This window comes from Sphingobium estronivorans (genome assembly GCF_008692605.1).
In the GTDB taxonomy this organism is placed as follows: domain Bacteria; phylum Pseudomonadota; class Alphaproteobacteria; order Sphingomonadales; family Sphingomonadaceae; genus Sphingobium; species Sphingobium estronivorans.
Genome location: NZ_LFCT01000004.1, coordinates 192,956 through 210,952 on the forward strand (window position 1 = coordinate 192,956; position 17,997 = coordinate 210,952).

The 17,997-nt window shown below is 65.4% G+C and carries 17 protein-coding genes and 1 pseudogene; 9 read left to right on the plus strand and 9 right to left on the minus strand.

The window, feature by feature from the left end; translation table 11 throughout:
- Window positions 1–162 precede the first annotated feature (162 nt).
- Together F7P65_RS04985 and F7P65_RS04990 are read left to right on the plus strand one after the other, a co-directional pair.
- Complete coding sequence (locus tag F7P65_RS04985) at window positions 163–762, plus strand: DUF4136 domain-containing protein (protein ID WP_162854536.1); 600 nt, start codon at window positions 163–165, stop codon at window positions 760–762.
- Window positions 759–1,892 carry a M14 family metallopeptidase gene (locus F7P65_RS04990; RefSeq protein ID WP_150290650.1) on the plus strand — a complete coding sequence of 378 codons (1,134 nt, stop codon included), beginning with the start codon at window positions 759–761 and terminating at the stop codon, window positions 1,890–1,892. The genes F7P65_RS04985 and F7P65_RS04990 overlap by 4 nt, the downstream gene beginning before the upstream one ends.
- A 27-nt stretch (window positions 1,893–1,919) precedes the next feature.
- Here the strand turns inward: F7P65_RS04990 and F7P65_RS04995 are convergent, their stop codons facing one another.
- From F7P65_RS04995 to F7P65_RS05005, 3 genes are all read right to left on the minus strand, one after another.
- On the minus strand, window positions 1,920–2,639 hold the full coding sequence (locus F7P65_RS04995; RefSeq protein WP_150290651.1) for a dienelactone hydrolase family protein: 720 nt from the start codon (window positions 2,637–2,639) through the stop codon (window positions 1,920–1,922).
- Window positions 2,640–2,665: 26 nt separating this feature from the next.
- Complete coding sequence (locus F7P65_RS05000; protein ID WP_150290652.1) at window positions 2,666–3,682, minus strand: 50S ribosomal protein L11 methyltransferase; 1,017 nt, start codon at window positions 3,680–3,682, stop codon at window positions 2,666–2,668.
- A 62-nt stretch (window positions 3,683–3,744) separates the two neighbouring features.
- On the minus strand, window positions 3,745–5,079 hold the full coding sequence (locus F7P65_RS05005; RefSeq protein WP_420853304.1) for a methyl-accepting chemotaxis protein: 1,335 nt from the start codon (window positions 5,077–5,079) through the stop codon (window positions 3,745–3,747).
- 202 nt (window positions 5,080–5,281) lie between these two features.
- Here F7P65_RS05005 and sdhC point away from each other — a divergent pair, with 202 nt between their 5' ends.
- The 5 genes from sdhC (at window position 5,282) to aat (ending at window position 9,337) form a co-directional block, all read left to right on the plus strand.
- Entirely contained in the window at window positions 5,282–5,677 is a 396-nt protein-coding gene (gene sdhC / locus F7P65_RS05010; RefSeq protein ID WP_150290653.1) for a succinate dehydrogenase, cytochrome b556 subunit, read from the plus strand.
- A complete protein-coding gene (gene sdhD, locus F7P65_RS05015; protein ID WP_150290654.1) occupies window positions 5,677–6,066 on the plus strand; it encodes a succinate dehydrogenase, hydrophobic membrane anchor protein in 390 nt (129 codons plus the stop codon). The genes sdhC and sdhD overlap by 1 nt, the downstream gene beginning before the upstream one ends.
- Entirely contained in the window at window positions 6,066–7,880 is a 1,815-nt protein-coding gene (sdhA, locus tag F7P65_RS05020; protein WP_150290655.1) for a succinate dehydrogenase flavoprotein subunit, read from the plus strand. The genes sdhD and sdhA overlap by 1 nt, the downstream gene beginning before the upstream one ends.
- 169 nt (window positions 7,881–8,049) lie before the next feature.
- Window positions 8,050–8,475: a UrcA family protein gene (locus F7P65_RS05025; protein ID WP_150290656.1), complete on the plus strand. Its 426-nt coding sequence runs from the start codon at window positions 8,050–8,052 to the stop codon at window positions 8,473–8,475.
- A 106-nt stretch (window positions 8,476–8,581) separates the two neighbouring features.
- A complete protein-coding gene (gene aat / locus F7P65_RS22295; protein WP_150290657.1) occupies window positions 8,582–9,337 on the plus strand; it encodes a leucyl/phenylalanyl-tRNA--protein transferase in 756 nt (251 codons plus the stop codon).
- 35 nt (window positions 9,338–9,372) lie between these two features.
- Here the strand turns inward: aat and F7P65_RS22560 are convergent.
- The 4 genes and pseudogenes from F7P65_RS22560 to F7P65_RS05050 form a co-directional block, all read right to left on the minus strand.
- Window positions 9,373–9,774, minus strand: a pseudogene (locus F7P65_RS22560) (DUF2155 domain-containing protein); the annotation flags it as partial.
- On the minus strand, window positions 9,771–10,169 hold the full coding sequence (locus tag F7P65_RS05040; protein WP_150290658.1) for an NADH:ubiquinone oxidoreductase subunit NDUFA12: 399 nt from the start codon (window positions 10,167–10,169) through the stop codon (window positions 9,771–9,773). The gene F7P65_RS05040 and the pseudogene F7P65_RS22560, both read right to left, overlap by 4 nt.
- A 60-nt stretch (window positions 10,170–10,229) precedes the next feature.
- Window positions 10,230–10,769 carry a DUF192 domain-containing protein gene (locus F7P65_RS05045; RefSeq protein ID WP_150290659.1) on the minus strand — a complete coding sequence of 180 codons (540 nt, stop codon included), beginning with the start codon at window positions 10,767–10,769 and terminating at the stop codon, window positions 10,230–10,232.
- Between the two features lie 57 nt (window positions 10,770–10,826).
- A complete protein-coding gene (locus tag F7P65_RS05050; protein WP_150290690.1) occupies window positions 10,827–11,351 on the minus strand; it encodes a regulatory protein RecX in 525 nt (174 codons plus the stop codon).
- Between the two features lie 200 nt (window positions 11,352–11,551).
- Between F7P65_RS05050 and F7P65_RS05055 the strand changes: the two genes are divergently transcribed.
- Window positions 11,552–13,273: a fatty acyl-AMP ligase gene (locus F7P65_RS05055; protein WP_150290691.1), complete on the plus strand. Its 1,722-nt coding sequence runs from the start codon at window positions 11,552–11,554 to the stop codon at window positions 13,271–13,273.
- Window positions 13,274–13,391: 118 nt separating this feature from the next.
- Window positions 13,392–15,683, plus strand: coding sequence for a putative bifunctional diguanylate cyclase/phosphodiesterase (locus F7P65_RS05060; protein ID WP_150290660.1), 2,292 nt, complete (start codon window positions 13,392–13,394; stop codon window positions 15,681–15,683).
- Here F7P65_RS05060 and F7P65_RS05065 read toward each other — a convergent pair.
- The gene (locus F7P65_RS05065; protein WP_150290661.1) at window positions 15,680–16,432 is read right to left on the minus strand and encodes a ParA family protein; all 753 of its coding nucleotides are present in this window, start codon (window positions 16,430–16,432) and stop codon (window positions 15,680–15,682) included. The two genes, F7P65_RS05060 and F7P65_RS05065, sit on opposite strands and share 4 nt — an antisense overlap.
- A 147-nt stretch (window positions 16,433–16,579) precedes the next feature.
- Window positions 16,580–17,950: a class II 3-deoxy-7-phosphoheptulonate synthase gene (locus tag F7P65_RS05070; RefSeq protein WP_150290662.1), complete on the minus strand. Its 1,371-nt coding sequence runs from the start codon at window positions 17,948–17,950 to the stop codon at window positions 16,580–16,582.
- Window positions 17,951–17,997 lie beyond the last annotated feature (47 nt).

The following is a 17,997-nucleotide window of genomic DNA, read 5'->3' on the forward strand; positions in this document are numbered from 1 at the left end:
ATCGAAGCGCAGCCCCTATGGGCGAGGCGGCTGAAAGTCAAGGGTGACTACCCGCATTTTGCCGCCGTTCATCCCCCGTCCAGCAAATCCATGGCTTCAAAGCTTTTAGGGGATTAGCGTTTCGGTGTCGTGTAGAGGATGTCACCCCCTGGAGTTTCGTCCATGTTGAAAAAGATCGTCTTTCCTTCCCTGCTTGCCTTGGGCTTGAGCGCCTGCGCCACGGCCGTTCCGCCTGTGGAGGTCACGCGTTTCCATATCGATAATCCCGCGCGCAGCGGCACCATCGCGGTCGAGGAAATGGCCGGAAATCCCGATGTCGGCCTGGAATTCCGCACCTATGCCGCCGCCGTCGACCAGGAATTGCAGCGGGCGGGCTTCACCGCAGCCGGGGAGGGCGCGAAGAGCGACTATGTCGCGCTGGTGGGCTTCCGCCGGACCTTCCGGGAACCCAACGACTATGGCAATAATGGCAAGCCGGTAAGCGTCGGCATGGGCGGGGCTGTGGGCAGCCACGGCTATTCCGGCCTTGGCCTTGGGATCGGCATCAACCTGTCGGGCAAGCCCAAGGGACAGGTGGTCACCGAATTGCAGGTGCAGATCCGTCGCCGCGCCGATTCGACGACCGTCTGGGAAGGCCGCGCCCAGACGCAGGCGCGGGAAGGCACGCCCGCTTCGCAGCCGGGGCTGGCGGCGCAGAAGCTCGCCGCCGCGCTCCTCGGGGGCTATCCGGGGGAATCGGGCCGGACTATAACCGTCCGATGACCATCTCGATCACAAGCGCTTTCGATAGCGGCAATATTCGCCTTGTTTCCCTGAACGATAGCCCGTCCGGCGTCCGCGCCGAGCTGGAGATCGTCAAGGACCGGCAGAGCGACTTCTACCAATGGTTCCACTTCCGCGTGGCGGGCGTGGCCGGGCGGGAGGTCGAGCTGGCGATCACCAATTGCGGCGCGTCGGCCTATCCCGATGGCTGGGCAGGGTACAAGGCGCGGTTCAGCGAGGATCGCGAGAACTGGATGCTGGCCGACACCCGCTATGCTGACGGCACGCTGACGATTCGCCTGTCGCCGGACGCCAATGCGGTGTGGTTGGCCTATTTCGCGCCCTATTCGATGGAACGACACCATGATCTGGTCGCCTGGGCCGCGTCGCAGCCGGGGGTGGAGCATCGGGAACTGGGGCTGACGCTCGACAAGCAGCCGCTTGACCTGCTGGTGCTGGGCGACGGGCCGAAGAAGGTCTGGCTCTATGCCCGCCAACATCCGGGCGAAACCATGGCCGAATGGTGGATGGAAGGGGCGCTGGAGCGGCTCTGCGACGAAGAGGATGCCGTGGCCCGGCTGCTGCGGCAGAAGGCGACCTTCTACATCGTGCCGAACATGAACCCCGACGGCAGCCGCCGCGGCCATTTGCGGACCAACGCGGTGGGCATCAACCTCAACCGCGAATGGCATGAGCCATCGATGGAGAAGAGCCCGGAAGTCCATCTGGTGCGCGCCGCGATGGACGAGGCGGGCGTGGATTTCGCCATGGACGTGCATGGCGATGAGGCGATCGCGGCCGTGTTCCTGGCGGGGTTCGAGGGGATTCCCTCCATCACCGAACGGCAACTGGGCCTGTATCGCCGCTACCGCGACACGCTGGCCGCCAGGACGCCCGACTTCCAGACGAAGAAAGGCTATCCCGTGGCGTCAGAGGGCAAGGCGAACCTGTCCATGTCGACCAATCAGTTGGCCGAGCGTTTCGGCGCGGTGGCGATGACGCTGGAAATGCCGTTCAAGGATAATGACGACCTGCCCGACCCTGATTTCGGCTGGTCGCCGGCACGGTCGATGCAACTCGCCAAGGATTGCCTGGCGGTGCTGGCGGAGATGGTCGACGAGATCGGATAGGGGGAGGGGGATCAATCCCCCTCCCCCTCAGGCGAACAGATCGCCCAGAAAATCCACCATGGAGCGGAAGCTGCGGCGGTCGGCGTCCGGCTGATAGGCCAGCCCCTTTTCCGGCATGTCCACGTCATGGTCGGTGAAGGCGTGGCCGGTATGGCCATAGGCGTGGATCTGCCAGTCGCAGCCGGCGTCGGTCAGTTCCTTCGCCAGCGCGACGGTGGCCTCGGGCGGGGCGATGGGGTCGTTCCAGCCATGGCAGACCAGCAGCTTCGCGCCGATCTTCGCAGACGGAAAGGGCGGCGCGTCATAAACGCCGTGGAAGCTGACGCCGCCCGCCATGTCGGCGCCCGAACGGGCAAGATCGAGCACGCATTTGCCGCCGAAGCAGAAGCCGATGGCGGCGGTCCGGCGCTCATCCGCCTCGGCCAGCGATTTCAGCACGGCATGGACGGCGTTCACCCGGTCGCGCAGCAACCCACGGTCTGCGTTCAGTTCGGCCATGTAGCGGCCCATATCGGGGTCGGCGCGGGTGGTGCGTTTGCCCTGACCGAAAACATCCGCGACGAGGACGGCGTAGCCCAGCGCCGCGACCCGTTCCGCATAAGCGAAATCGGCGTCCTTGGTGCCCAGCACGTTGGGGAAGAGCAGGATGCCGGGGCGCGGCGCGGAGCCGGCGTCGTCGAATATGGCCATGCTTTCGAACAGGCCGCCGGGGCCTTCATGGACGGTGGTGCGACGGGTGATGGTCATGGATCGGCTCCGGTTCGTGGGCGAAATTACAGGCTGCCGAAGCCGGGGGCTTCGCCGCGCGCGTGGCTGTCGATGCGGCGGGGGCGCTTCCAGCCGATTTGCGGCCGCTTGCGCAGGCGCAGCGTCGGCCAGTCACCCCGGTCGGTGCGTTCAGCGAGGCGCATGCCCTGCGCGCGATAGGCGGCCAGCACCGCATCGGCCTGTTCCCGAAGCAGCCCGGCGAGGACGATGGTGCCGCCTTCCTCCACCAGCGCGCAGAGCGAAGGCGCGAGTTCGATCAGCGGACCGGCGAGGATATTCGCGATCAGCAGGTCATAGGGCGCGCGGGTGGCGATGGCGGGATGGTCCACGCCCGCCGCCGTGTAGAGCGCGAGCTGGCCCTGGCCCTTGCCGGTCGGAATCCTGTTGGCCGCGGCGTTTTGCGCGCTGATCTCGACCGCGACGGGATCGATGTCCGACGCGGTGGCATAGGCGCGGGGCCAGAGATGCAGCGCGGCGAAGGCGAGCAGGCCGGTGCCGGTGCCGATGTCCGCGACATTGCCGAAGCGCATGCCGACGCGGCGCATCCGGTCGAGCATGGTCAGGCAGCCCGCCGTGGTTTCGTGCTGGCCGGTACCGAAGGCGCGACTCGCCTCGATCAGGAAATTGACATGGCCGGGCTGCTGCGGGTCGCTGGCAAGGTTGCGGACATGGAAACGGCCGGCAGTGACGGGTTCCAGCCCCTGCTGGCTCAAGGTCACCCAATCTTCGTCGGGCAATTGTTCGACCAGCGGTTTCGTGCCCGCCGCACTGGGCACCAGCGATCGTAGCAGCTTGATCGCGGCGGGGCTGGGCTGGCCTTCGAAATAGGCATCGAGGCGCCAGCTATCCTCATTGTCGGGTTCCGCCTCGCTCGTCATCAGCACGGGCGGGCGATCCATCAGGGCGAAGGCGGCAATGTCCCCGTCCAGCGCCTCGGCTTCGGCGCGCGTGCAGGGCAGGGTGACTTTCCAGCTTTGTGCAACTGGTTCTGTCGAAATGGGGGGAGTTGCGACGTCGTTCATGCCGCCGCCTTTAGACCTTTGGGGGAGGAAGGGGAAGCGGTCCGGCCGTCCCCTTCGGCCCGTCAGGCGACCTGCTTGCCGAAGTCCGACGAAGCCGCCCGCAGGCTGGAGAGCTTGCCTTCCACGCTCATGAAGCCGCGTTCGAGCTGGTCGATTTCCGACGCCACCACTTCGGTATCCTGTCGGATCGCGCTGATCGTCGAGGACATGGAGTCGGCGGCGAGCGCGGTTTCGTCCACCGCCGCCGTGATCATCGTCACTGTCTGCGCCTGCGCGTCCATGGCGTGGCGGATGCGTTCGGCGCTCGCCTGAACTTCGCCCACCGTGTCGCGAATGCGCTCATTGGTTTCGACCGAAAGGCGGGTGGATGCCTGAATGTCGGCGATCTTGCCCGCGATCTCGTCGGTGGCGCGGGCCGTCTGGTTGGCGAGGCTCTTCACCTCCTGCGCGACGACCGCGAAGCCCCGTCCGGCGTCGCCCGCGCGGGCGGCCTCGATCGTGGCGTTGAGCGCGAGCAGGTTGGTCTGGCCCGCAATGTCGCGGATCAGGCCCAGGATCGATTCGATGGATTTGGCATGTTCCGAAAGGGTCGTGGACATGGCGACGGCATCGCCCGACTGCCGCGCGGCGCGCTGGGCGACGTCGGCGGCGCCTTCCACTTCGGTGCGGGCATCCTCGATGGCGCGGATCAGGCCGGCCGAGGTGCGGGCGGCTTCGCGCATCGCCAGAGCGGACTGTTCGGCGGCGGCGGCGACTTCCGACGCCTTGCCCAGCATGCCGCGGGTGGCGGCGGAGGCGTCCTTCGCCTGTTCGCGCAGCGATTCGCCCAGTTGCGATGCGCCGTCGATCTCACCCACGATCCGCTGTTCGAACATGGTGCCGAAGCGCTGGCGTTCTTCCCGCTGGGCCGCGGCTTCGTCGAGCGCGATGGCATTGGTCATCAGCCCCGAATCGATCATGCTGACCCGCATCACGACATGGATGAGGCGGCGGCGGATCGCTTCGTCGACGTCGCTCCGCTGCCAGATGAGGTCAATCAGCTTTTCATTGGCCGCCGCAACCGGCCTCAACACCGCGCGCAACGGCGCGTCGTGCTTGCGCGCGTGACGGACGCAGGCGACCGAAGACAGCGCCCATTCGCCCGCTTCGAAAAAGCCGAGTTTCTGACGCACATATTCATGCGCTTCGGTTTCGATCTTGGCGAGCGTGGCAAGGCCGAGCTTCGCCTGGAGGCCGCTCTGCTCGATATAGGAATCGTAGAAGGTGCGGGCTGCCCCGGTCGCATGTTCGCCCACCAGGTCGCGAATCTCCCGCATGCCGGGCGCCAGTTCCCCATGCGGGTCGACCTCCTTCATCATCGCAAGAATGCTGTTCTTGGTCATGGCGTCTGAAGGCATGTTCGGCAGAACCCCAAATTTTGTCTCTTTGTCCGGGCGGGTGATAACGCCATTTGGTTAATCACTTCTTAGTCGGCACCGGATCGACGCAGGCGCGTTTGCAAGCATCGTTCCGTCGCCGGGGCGAGGCGGCTTGCCCTCTTGCGCGTTCGCTCCTAAGGGGACGGGACTCGAGGGACAAACATCAGGGACGTAGGTAGATATGGCGCGAACCACGAGCCGGCCGCTCTCGCCGCATTTGACGATCTGGAAATGGGGACCGGCAATGGCCGTTTCCATCATGCACCGCGTGACCGGCAACGGTCTGGCCACCGCCGGCGCACTGGGTCTGGTCTGGTGGCTGCTGGCCGCCGCTTCCGGGCCGGAGGCCTATGCGACTTTCGTGGCGTGCGCGACGTCGCCCATCGGCTATCTGGTGATGGCGGGACTGAGCTGGTTCTTCTTCCAGCATCTGTTTTCCGGGCTGCGCCACTTCGTGCTCGACATGGGCGCGGGCTATGAACTCAAGAACAACAAGATGTGGTCGTTGCTGACCTTCGTCCTGTCGACGCTTGCCACGCTGGCCTTCTGGGCCGCCATCTGCACGGGGAAATTCTGATGGGAACGGGAACCGGAATCGGCCGCGTCCGTGGTCTTGGCTCAGCCAGGCATGGCGCGCATCACTGGCTGGCGCAGCGTTACACCGCCATCGGCAACCTGCTGCTGGTGCTGTGGCTGCTGTTCAGCCTGATCGCGCTGCCCGGCCTCGATTATCAGAGCGTCGTGCACTGGATCCACAATCCGCTGGTCGCCGTGCCGCTGATGCTGATGGTCGTCAGCATCTTCATGCACCTGCGCCTCGGCATGCAGGTGATGCTGGAGGATTATGTCCATGACAAGGGTCTGGCCTTCCTTTCCATGCTGCTGCTGAACTTCTATGCCTTTGGCGGCGCGGCCGCGGGCGTCTTCGCGATCGCCAAGATCGCCTTCACGGGGATCGTCAAATAATGAGCGAAGCCTATAAGATCATCGATCACACCTACGACACCGTCGTGGTGGGTGCGGGCGGCTCCGGCCTGCGCGCGACCATGGGCAGCGCGGAAGCGGGCCTCAAGACCGCCTGCATCACCAAGCTGTTCCCGACCCGCAGCCACACGGTCGCGGCGCAGGGCGGCATCGCGGCTTCGCTGGGCAACAATTCGCCCGACCACTGGACCTGGCACATGTACGACACCGTCAAGGGGTCGGACTGGCTGGGGGATCAGGACGCCATCGAATATATGGTGCGCGAGGCGCCCGCGGCCGTGATCGAGCTGGAACATGCCGGCGTGCCGTTCAGCCGTAACGAGAATGGGACGATCTACCAGCGTCCGTTCGGCGGCCACATGCAGAATATGGGTGCCGGCCCGCCGGTGCAGCGCACCTGCGCCGCCGCCGACCGTACCGGCCATGCCATGCTGCACGCTCTGTATCAGCAGAGCCTGAAGTATGACGCCGACTTCTACATCGAATATTTCGCCATCGACCTGATCATGGAAGACGGCCCGAACGGCAAGGAATGCCGCGGCGTCATCGCCATCTGCATGGAGGATGGCTCGATCCATCGCTTCCGTTCGAAGGCGGTCGTGCTGGCGACGGGCGGCTATGGCCGCGCCTATTTCTCCGCCACCTCGGCGCATAGCTGCACCGGCGACGGCGGCGGCATGGTGCTGCGCGCAGGGCTTCCGCTCCAGGATCTGGAGTTCGTGCAGTTCCACCCGACCGGCATTTACGGCGCGGGCGTGCTCATCACCGAGGGCGCGCGCGGCGAGGGCGGCTACCTCACCAACTCCGAGGGCGAGCGTTTCATGGAACGCTATGCCCCCTCGGCCAAGGATCTGGCGTCGCGTGACGTCGTGTCGCGTTCGATGGCGATGGAAATGCGCGAAGGGCGCGGCGTGGGCCCGAACAAGGACCATATCTACCTGCACCTCGACCATATCGATCCCAAGGTGCTGGCGGAGCGTCTGCCGGGCATCACCGAAAGCGGCAAGATCTTCGCGGGCGTCGATCTCACCCGCCAGCCGCTGCCGGTGACGCCGACCGTCCACTATAATATGGGCGGCATCCCCTGTAACTATCATGGCCAGGTGGTGACCAAGGTCGGCGACGATCCCGAAGTCGTGGTGCCGGGCCTCTATGCGGTCGGCGAAGCGGCCTGCGTGTCGGTCCATGGCGCGAACCGCCTGGGTTCCAACTCGCTGATCGACCTTGTCGTGTTCGGCCGCGCGACCGGCCTGCACCTCAAGGAAACGATCAAGCCGAACGGCTCGCATCGTCCGCTTCCGGCGGATGCGGCGGATCTGGCGCTCTCGCGCCTCGATCACTACCGCAATGCCAAGGGCGGCTCCGCGACGGCGAAGATTCGCCTCGAAATGCAGCACACCATGCAGAAGCATGCGGCCGTGTTCCGCGACAGCGCGCTGCTGGCCGAGGGCGTCGCCAAGATGACCGAGGTGAATGCGCGGATGCAGGATGTCGGCGTGTCGGATCGCTCGCTGATCTGGAACACCGACCTCATCGAGACGCTGGAACTGGACAATCTGATGTCGCAGGCGGTATGCACCATGGTCAGCGCGGAAAATCGCAAGGAAAGCCGTGGCGCCCATGCGCATGAGGACTTCCCGAACCGCGACGACGAGAACTGGATGAAGCACACCGTCAGCTGGTTCGAGGGCTGGGGCGGCAAGGGCGGCAAGGTGTCGCTCGATTACCGTCCGGTGCATGATTACACGCTCACCGACGAGGCGGAATATATCAAACCGAAGGCGCGCGTTTACTAAGACGCGCCGTCAGGTGGAAAAAGCAAAAAGGGCGGAGCCGCAAGGTTCCGCCCTTTTTGCTTTGCATCCGGCAAGGAACGAAGCTCATGGCTTCTCGTTGGGTTGTCGGGCCGCGTTGACGCGATACGAAACGGCGCGGCCGTCTCCATGAAAATAAGGAGGATGTCCGATGAAACTGTCGATGATATCAGGCCCTGGCCTAGCCATAGCCGGGCTGATGCTTGCCACGATCACGCCTGCTTTCGCGCAGAGCGATGAGGAAATTATCGTCATGGGCCGCTATGGCCGGGTTCCGGATAATGTCCAGTCGCTGTCGCAGGCGGTCAGCTACGCGGATCTCGATCTGAGCACGGCGGGCGGCAAGGCCGAATTGCGCCATCGCGTGGCCCTGACCGCGCGCTATCTGTGTGAAAAGATGGGTGAATCCGACAGCTCCGCTCCGCCCGTGCCGAGTTGCCGCGATGCTGCGGTCAAGGATGCCATGGCGCGCGTGGGCACGGTCGAGGAGGGATTTGCGCCGCGCGGCACCGCCTGGGCGCCCAAATCGCGGTGGCAGGCGCCTTATCCCGCCGATTGGACGCACAGATACCCCTGATCTGCGGACGGGAGAGAGCGGGCTCCCCCCGGCGGAGGCGGGCAAGGGGCCGCCATGTACAGAGCCTCTGGCGCGCCGGGCGCTGAACGGTTAAGTCTTTCTCTTGATGACCATTGATCCGCTGGTGCTGTTGCAAGCTTACGCTATCGGCGTGTTTCCCATGTCCGACGATCGCGAGGCGGAGGACGTTTATTGGATCGAGCCGAAGCGGCGGGCGATCATGCCGCTCGACGGCTTCCACATCTCCCATTCGCTGGCCAAGACGATCAGGCGGGATCGGTTTCGCGTGACCGCCAATCGCGACTTTGCCGGCATCGTCCGGCTTTGCGCGGAGGCGGCGGACGACCGGCCATCGACCTGGATCAATCATCCCATCGAACGGGCCTATCGCCACCTGCATGAGATCGGTTTCGCCCATAGCGTCGAGGTGTGGGAGGATGAGGAACTGGTCGGCGGGCTGTATGGCGTGGCGCTGGGCCGGGCCTTTTTCGGCGAAAGCATGGTGTCGCGCCGGACCGACGCGTCGAAGGTGGCGCTGGCCTGGCTGACGGCCCGGATGCGCTTTGGCGGCTTCACCCTGCTGGACTGCCAGTTCATGACCGAACATCTGCGGTCGCTCGGCGCGATCGAGATCAGCCAGCGCGACTATCTTCAGTCGTTGGCGGGCGCGCTCGACGGCGTGGAACTGGGCGCCGGGCGCGGTGTGCTCGCGGCCGGTTCCGGGGTCTGGGCGGAGCGGGCATTTTCGCCGCTGGCCGGCGATGCCTTGACGGCGGGAACGTCTCCCTTGTCGCCGAGCTTTACCGTATCGGGTCCGGTTTCAGGCCAGGACATCGTGCAGCTTCTCACCCAGACGTCATAGATCGGGTGCTGCACCACATTGCGGTCGGGCCGATCCTTGAACAGCCAGCCGGAAAAATTGCGACGCCATTTATTGTCGGCGGTGCTGCGCACGTCCAGTTGCACGAAGGCCCCGGTTTCCTGCACATTTTCCCAGGGCGCGGTGGTTTCGCAGGCCTGGAGGCGGACGATGGCATCGCCCACGCGCAACGCTTCGCCCGGCTTCATCTTAAGGTCGGTGGTGATGCCGTTGCGCTTGTTGAGCAGGCCGATCACGGCGACCCGTTCGTTCATCGGCGTGCCGGACAGCGCGCCGGCATCGCCGCTGCGGATCTTCTGCCCTTCGATGCGGACGGGGCCGGACCGGTTCGCGGTGGGCATGTCGTCGCCCCCGCAACCGGCCAGCAGCAGGGTGCAGCCGAGAATCGGCAGGAAACGTCCCGCCGGACGCGGAATCATGACGCCTCGGGGCTCCACGCTTCATAATCGCCGGTCGCCTTCTGGCGCTGGCCGCCCTTTTCGAGCGCGCCCGAGGGACGATAGGCCTGGACCGTGCCGGTGGCGTTGGGGGTGAAGTCCTTTTCCCAGATGCGCGGCGGCGGCAGGAAGCTTTCCGGCGCGCCCTCGATCGAATGATGCAGCCAGCCATGCCATTCGGCGGGCACGCGGCTCGCATCATTGGGGCCGTTATAGATGACCCAGCGGCGGGTCAGGCCGTTCACGTCCTTGCCGCCTTCATAATAGACATTGCCCTGATGGTCTTCACCGACCTTGCTGCCCTTGCGAGAGGTGTAGAGCGAGGTGCCGATGGTCGCGCCATCCCACCAGGTGAAGATCTTGCCAAGGAGTCCCATGGCCCAAGCGCTTAGCCGCTGGGGCTGGCGCTTGGCAAGCGCTTGTATGCGTCGGGCGGTCTAATCGGGGCAGAAATCGAGGGGGTCGCCAGGGGCTTTCGCTGTTTCGCCGGCAGTGCATTTGCCCCAGGCGACGCGATCCCCCTCCCTGATGCCGAGTTGGGCGGCACGACCCCCCGCCAGTTCGAGGACGGCGGCGACGGGCACGCCCGCCGAAACGGGCTCGCGGGAATAGGGGACGGCGTTCGCCTTCAGGAAGGCGATGCTGCCGTCGGTATGGATGAACAGCATGTCGAGCGGGATCAGCGTGTTCTTCATCCAGAAACTGGCCGTGCGCGGCGGGTCCATCGGGAACAGCATGCCGGAATCGGGGGCGAGCGACTTGCGGAACATGAGGCCCTGTTCCTGCTCTTGCTCGGTGCGGGCAACCTCGACGGAGAAGCGGTGGGTGGCAGCCCGGGTGCGGATGGTGAGGGGGAGGAGAAGAGGGCGTTGCGCGGCCGTCGGGGAGGCGCTGTTTTCGGCGCCGGGCGCGTGCTGGAAGCAGCCGGTCAGGATGGCGGTCAGGGCCAGGAGCGGGAGGAGGGAGAGGCGCTGCATGGGAAAGGGTTAGCCTATTGGAAGGGGGTGGCGCCATACCACTTGCGATGCGGGGAATCAGTCCTGGGGTTCGGGCATTTCGCCCGGCGCGGCGTCGATCCAGCGGCGGGCGGTGGCATAGCTGTGCCCCGCGCGCAGGAAGGCGGCGATGGCTTTTTCACGCTGCTTGGGATCGGGCGGCGTCTGCGCATAGGGGCCAAGGCGTTTGCGGCGGGCGAAGCGTTCGGCCGCCTGCCAGCTTTCGGATGCGGTGTGGGCATCGGCTTCCTCACGATCCGTTTCGGTGATGCCGTCGGCGCGCAGGCTCTCCGCGACGCGGCGCGCGCCATAGCCGCGGCGGGCGAGCGAGGCGCTTTTCATCGTCGCATAGCCCGCATCGTCGACATAACGCAGTTCGCTCAGGCGATCGACCAGCGCTTGCGGATCGGCGGGAGCCTCGCCGCCCCAGCCGCGTTCCTTGATCTTGCGATTGAGATAAGCGAGCAGCTTTGCCCGGCTGGTCGCGAAACGGCCGACATAGCGCAGCGCCAGCTCGCGCAGAGCCTCTTCATCCAGCGGAGGGGGGATGCGTTTGCCGGTCATGTCCTGCTTCATGCCTGCTGCGCCTTGATTATGCCACAGTCGAGCCGGAATTTTACCGCCCCTTGTGGAGTAAAAGCCCAAGCTGGAATGCAACTATCCGGTGCAAAGTCGCGTGAAAGCTGTTAGCGGCGCGCCCGGATATGACGATGATGATGACAATTAAGACATTGGGTGACACCAATATGACGGGTTCGCAAAGCATGATGGCACCGACGCCGACTACCGACGATCTTCCCCGCCGCTTCTCGGATTTCGAGACGCTGGGCGAAGCGCTGGACTATGCTGCGACCGGGCGGCGTGGCCTGAATTTCCACGATGCGCGCGGGAATCTCGCGCGGCCCTATCCGTTCAGCGAACTGCGCGCCGACGCCCTGGCCTGCGCTCACCGGCTGATCGCCCACGGGGTGAAGCCGAAGGACCGCGTAGCGCTGGTGGCGGAGACGGGCGCGGATTTCGCGATGCTCTTCTTCGGCATCGTCTATGCCGGCGCCTGGCCGGTGCCGCTGCCGCTGCCGACCAGCTTCGGCGGCAAGGAAAGCTATATCGATCAGTTGAACGTCCAGCTGGATAGCTGCGACCCGATGCTGTTCCTCTTCCCCAAGGAACTGGAAGAGATGGCGGGCGAATCCGGCCGTCAAAAGGCTGTCGAGAGCATCGCGTTCGAGGATTTCATCGCCCGCGAGGCAATTTCCTGCGATCTGCCGCAGGCCAGGGGCGAGGAAATCGCCTATCTGCAATATTCGAGCGGTTCGACCCGCTTCCCCCATGGCGTCGCGGTGACGCATCATGCGCTGCTGAGCAATCTCGCCGCGCACAGCCATGGCATGGAATTGCGGGACAGTGACCGCTGCATCAGCTGGCTGCCCTGGTATCATGACATGGGACTGGTCGGCTGCTTCCTGTCGGTCGTCGCCAATCAGGTGTCGACCGATTATATGAAGACCGAGGATTTCGCCCGCCGCCCGCTGGCATGGCTGGACCTGATCAGCCGCAATGAGGGCACGTCGATCAGCTATTCGCCGACCTTCGGCTATGACATTTGCGCCCGCCGCATGTCGAGCCAGACGAAGGCGCAGGACCGGTTCGATCTTTCCCGTTGGCGGCTCGCGGGCAATGGCGCGGACATGATCCGCCCCGACGTGATGCAGAGCTTCGTCGATGCCTTTGGCGATGCGGGGTTCAGCCCCAGGGCCTTCCTGCCGAGCTATGGCCTGGCCGAGGCGACGCTGGCCGTCACCATCATGCCGCCGGGCGAGGGCATCATCGTCGAACTGGTCGAGGAAACCGACCTGTCGGGCGGCGACGCGACCGAGGGCCGTCCGCAGCGTTTCCGCTCCATCGTCAATTGCGGCAAGCCCGCGCGCGACATGGTCGTGGAAATCCGCGACGAGGATGGCGGCGTGCTGAACGAGCGCCAGATCGGCAAGGTGTGGACCACCGGGCCGAGCCTGATGGTCGGCTATTTCCGCGATCAGGAGGCGACCGACGCCTGCATGGTCGATGGCTGGCTGGACACCGGCGACATGGGGTATCTGAGCGACGGCTATCTCTACATTGTCGGCCGCGCCAAGGACATGATCATCATCAACGGCAAGAACCACTGGCCGCAGGACATCGAATGGGCGGTGGAACAGCTGCCCGGTTTCAAGCAGGGCGACATCGCCGCCTTCGCCATCACCACGCCGGGCGGGGAGGAAGCGCCCGCCGTGCTGGTGCATTGCCGGACCTCCGACAATGATGAGCGCACGCGCCTGCGCGACCAGATTCGCGAGCGGGTGCGGGCCATCACCGGCATGAACTGCGTCGTGGAACTGGTGCCGCCGCGCACCCTGCCGCGCACCAGTTCGGGCAAGCTCAGCCGGTCGAAGGCGCGCAACCTCTATCTGACGGGAGAAATCCGGCCCTATGACATCGCGGCCTGAAATAGGTCGCGCCAGGGTTACGGATTGATAACCGCTTGCTGTTAAGCCCGGACGGGTGAGACGCGGGCAAAGTCCATCCTCTGATCAAATATCCCAGGAACGCCTGCCGCTGCGGGCGATGATGGGGTTTGCCGCCCTGTCCGGCGATGCGGCGGAGCGTGTCCTGGCCGCGCAATTGCGGTCGGCCGATGAGGTCGCGCTGTTGCGGCAGGCGATGAACGTCTTCGGCCTCATCTTCCTGTGGCAGGTTTTCGGCCCGCACGGCGACGCGGTCCGGCTGGCGCTGTGGAGCGTCGGGCTGGTGGCAGCGATGCTGGCCGGTGTCTTGCTGGATCGCCGCCGCCGCGCCGCGGCGGCCGTGACGGTGGCGGACCTGCGTATCCATGGCTTTGCCGGGCTGCTGCATGGACTGGTCTGGGCGTGCTGCATGATGCTGCTGTCCCTGGATCATGGGGCCGCACAACTGGTGGCCTATTGGACGCTGATCAGCTGCATCATGGTGTGCGGGGCGATCAGCTATGCGGCGACGCCGCTGGCGGCGGCGGGGTTCCTGGCGCCGTGCATCGCCGGGCTGACCTTCATGTTCGACGAGCCTGACGAACTGCCGCTGCTGGCGCTTGCCACCAGCTATGCGCTGTCCTTGCTGGTTGGCTGCTTCATCTATGCGCGGACCTTTGCCCGCCAGCATAGCGCCAGCGTGCAACTGGAGGAAAAGAGCGAGGTCGTGAGCCTGCTGCTGCGTGAATATGAGCATGGCGCATCGGACTGGCTGTGGCAGACCGATCCCGCGCGGCGGCTGAACGGCGTGTCGCCGCGCATGGCGGAGATGCTGGGGCGAAGCCCCGCCGCAGTCGAGGGCGTGCCGCTGGTGCAGCTGTTGGCTGGCAGCGCCTGGGACAGCGGGCTGTTCCCGGCCGAATTGCATGCGCTGGCCGGTCATCTGAAGCAGCGGGAGAGTTTCAGCGCCATCGTCCTGCCGGTCGAGGTGCCGGATGGGGTGCGGTGGTGGGAATTGTCGGCGTCGCCCCGTTATGACGAGGCCGGCGCCTTTCTGGGTTTTCGCGGCGTGGGGTCGGACATTACCCAACAACGCGAATCGGCCGACCGCATCGCGCAACTGGCGCGGTTCGATCCGCTGACGGGCCTGCCCAACCGGGCGCATCTCCATGAGGTGCTGGACCAATCCATGGCGATGGCGCGCGGCGGGGCGGCGGGCTGTGCTTTCCTGATGATCGACCTGGATCGGTTCAAGGGGATCAATGACACGCTGGGCCATCAGGTCGGCGACATGCTGTTGACGCAGGTGGCGCGGCGGCTGCGGCATATATTTTCGGATAGCGAATTTTGCGGGCGTATCGGCGGCGACGAATTCGCCGTGGTGATCCCGCAAGTCGCGGCCAATCGCGGCATCGACACGCTGGCCGCGGCGATCATCAGCGGCCTTTCCGCGCCTTATCAGGTGGATGAGCATCTGCTCTATGTCGGGGCGTCGGTCGGATCGGCGCTGTCGCCGCAGGATGGCAAGGAAGCCGAGGCGCTGATCCGCAGTGCCGACCTCGCGCTCTATCGCGCGAAGAGCGAAGGGGGCGGGCTGCATTGCGCCTATGAACCGCAGCTTCACGCCCGGGCGGAGGAGCGGCGGCAATTGGAGCTGGCGCTGCGCGATGCGCTGGAGAAGGACCAGCTTCATGTGCTGTTCCAGCCGGTGGTCGAGGCTGAGGAAGGTCGTGTCGTCGGGTTCGAGGCACTGGCGCGCTGGACGCATCCGGACATGGGGCCGATCCCGCCCGCCAAATTCGTGCCCGTGGCCGAAGAGGCGCGGTTGATCGGGCCGATCGGGGAATGGGTGTTGCGCACCGCCTGCATGGAGGCGGTGCGCTGGCCCGCGCCGGTGCGGATCGCGGTCAATGTGTCGGCGGAGCAGCTGACGCATCCAAGCTTCGTCAGCGCCGTGGTGTCCGCGCTGGCGCAAAGTGGGCTGGAAGCCGGACGGCTGGAACTGGAAGTCACCGAAAGCGCGTTCATCAACGCCGATACCGGGGCGCTGAAGGTCCTCGACCAGTTGCGCGCGCTGGGCATTCAATTGTCGCTCGACGATTTCGGGACGGGCTATTCCTCGCTCGGCTATCTCAGTCGCACGCGGTTCGACACGATCAAGATCGACCGCAGTTTCGTGGTCGGCGCCGCGAACCGGAAGCCGGAGAGCCTGGCGATCATCCGCGCCGTGGTGACGCTGGCGGAGAGCCTGGGCATGGCGACCACCGCCGAAGGAGTGGAAACCGAGGTGGAACTGGCGATGGTGCGCGAGCTTGGGTGCCGCAAGGTGCAGGGCTATTATTTCGGGCGGCCCATGCCCGCGGCGGAGGCGGCGGCGTTGTTTCCGGCGGATCAGGTGCGCGCGCGGGCCTAAGCTCGCGCCTGTACCTGCCGCTCGATGGAGGTCCAGAGGCCGGAAAAGGCCTGCGCCGGGGGCGAAGTCGCCGCGAAGCTGCCCAGCGGCTTGCGACGGACGGCCATTTGCTCGACGGCGCTGGCCATGGGAATGGCGGGCCAGTCGGGCTGGCCCTCCAGCGCGGCGCGGTGCAGGGCGCGGCGGCGGTCGACCATGGAATAGACCGGCATGATCGGCGGGTGGCTGCCGCCGCGCTGCACCAGATAGCGGGCCACCTCGCCCATGGCGCGCTGGGCGAGAGGGGAGGGGATGACCGGGATGACGATCATGTCCGCCGCGCGCAGCACCTGTTCGCTGGTTTCGGTGAGCCCGGGCGGGCAGTCGAGGATGATGCGATCATAATCCTTCCCCAGACTTTCGATCAGCTTGGCGAGGCGTTTTTTCTTGTCCATCTCGCGGAACAGATGGTCGAGGCTGCGCAGCGATGTGTCGGCGGCGATCAGGTCCAGCCCCGCCACCGTCGAAGGCTGGATCAGCTTGCGGACCTCGACATCCTTGCTGAAGATCGCCTGCGCGGCATCGCGGCTTTCCGTGTCGGTGGAGATCAGCCAACTTGCCGCCGCCTGCGGATCGAGATCCCAGAGCAGGGTGCGGCGCTTCGAAATGCTGGCGGACGCCCAGGCGAGGTTGATCGCGAAGGTGGTTTTGCCCACGCCCCCCTTGAGGCTGTAAACGGCGATGCTCGCCAATGCCGGTTCCTTTGCCATGAACGGAGGCTATCTTGTGCGCCTGCGAAAGCAAGCGCCCAATCACGGCACTGTTACATCGGTGTGACGATGGTCGCGGGGTGCCCATAAAAAATCCCGCCACGAGCCGGTCGTGGCGGGATTTCTGCTAGGCTTCGCGTCGAAGGATCAGGCCGCGGCGCGGCGTTCCTTCAGTTCCTCGTTCAGCATTTCCGCGAGCAGGAAGGCCAGTTCGAGGCTCTGCGCCGCATTGAGGCGCGGGTCGCAATGGGTGTGGTAGCGATCCGCCAGACCTTCATCGGTGATGGCGATGGCGCCGCCAGTGCACTCCGTCACATTCTGGCCGGTCATTTCGGCATGGATGCCGCCGCCGAAACTGCCTTCGGCGCGGTGGACCGCGAAGAAGCCACGCACTTCGGCCAGAATGCGGTCGAAGGGACGGGTCTTGTAGCCATTGGCCGCCTTGATGACATTGCCGTGCATCGGGTCGCAGGACCAGACCACCGGATGGCCTTCGCGCATCACGGCGCGGACCAGCTTGGGCAGGCCCGCCTCGATCTTGTCATGGCCGTAGCGGGTGATGAGCGTGATGCGCCCGGCTTCCCGCGACGGGTTCAGGATGTCCAGCAGGCGGATGAGGGCGTCCGGCTCCAGGCTGGGGCCGCACTTCATGCCGATCGGATTGCCGATGCCGCGCAGATATTCGACATGCGCAGACCCTTCGAACCGCGTGCGGTCGCCGATCCAGAGCATGTGCGCGGAGGTGTCGTACCAGTCGCCGGTCAGCGAATCCTGCCGGGTCAGCGCCTGCTCATAGGGGAGCAGCAGCGCCTCATGGCTGGTGTAGAAGCTGGTTCCGCCCAGCTGTGGCACGGTGTCCGGCGACAGGCCGCAGGCGCGCATGAAGTCCAGCGCCTGGCCGATCTGGTCCGCCATCGCCTCGAACTTCGCGGCCCAGGGCGAGCGGCCCATGAAATCCAGCATCCAGCCATGGACGCGATCCAGGCTGGCATAGCCGCCGGTCGAGAAGGCGCGCACCAGATTGAGCGTCGCCGCCGACTGGTTGTAGGCGCGGACCATGCGCTGGGCGTCGGGTTCGCGGGCTTCGGGCGTGAAGGCGATGTCGTTGACATTGTCGCCGCGATAGCTGGGCAATTCCACGCCGCCGATCGTCTCGGTATCGGCCGAACGCGGCTTGGCGAACTGACCCGCCATGCGGCCGACCTTCACCACCGGCAGCTTCGACGCGAAGGTCAGCACCACCGCCATCTGGAGCAGCACGCGGAAGGTGTCGCGGATATTGTTCGGATGGAACTCCGCGAAGCTTTCGGCGCAATCGCCGCCTTGCAGCAGGAAAGCCTCCCCGGCGGTGACCTTGGCAAGATCGTGCTTCAGATTGCGCGCTTCGCCGGCAAAGACGAGCGGGGGAAACTGGCTGAGCTGTGCCTCCACCGCGCCAAGCGCCTGGGCATCCCGATAGACGGGCATCTGAATGCCCTTATGCTCCCGCCAGCTTTCCGGCGTCCACTTCGCCGCCACTTTGAATCTCCTAAAAAGTCTAAAATAGGGGCCGCACCTACGCTGTT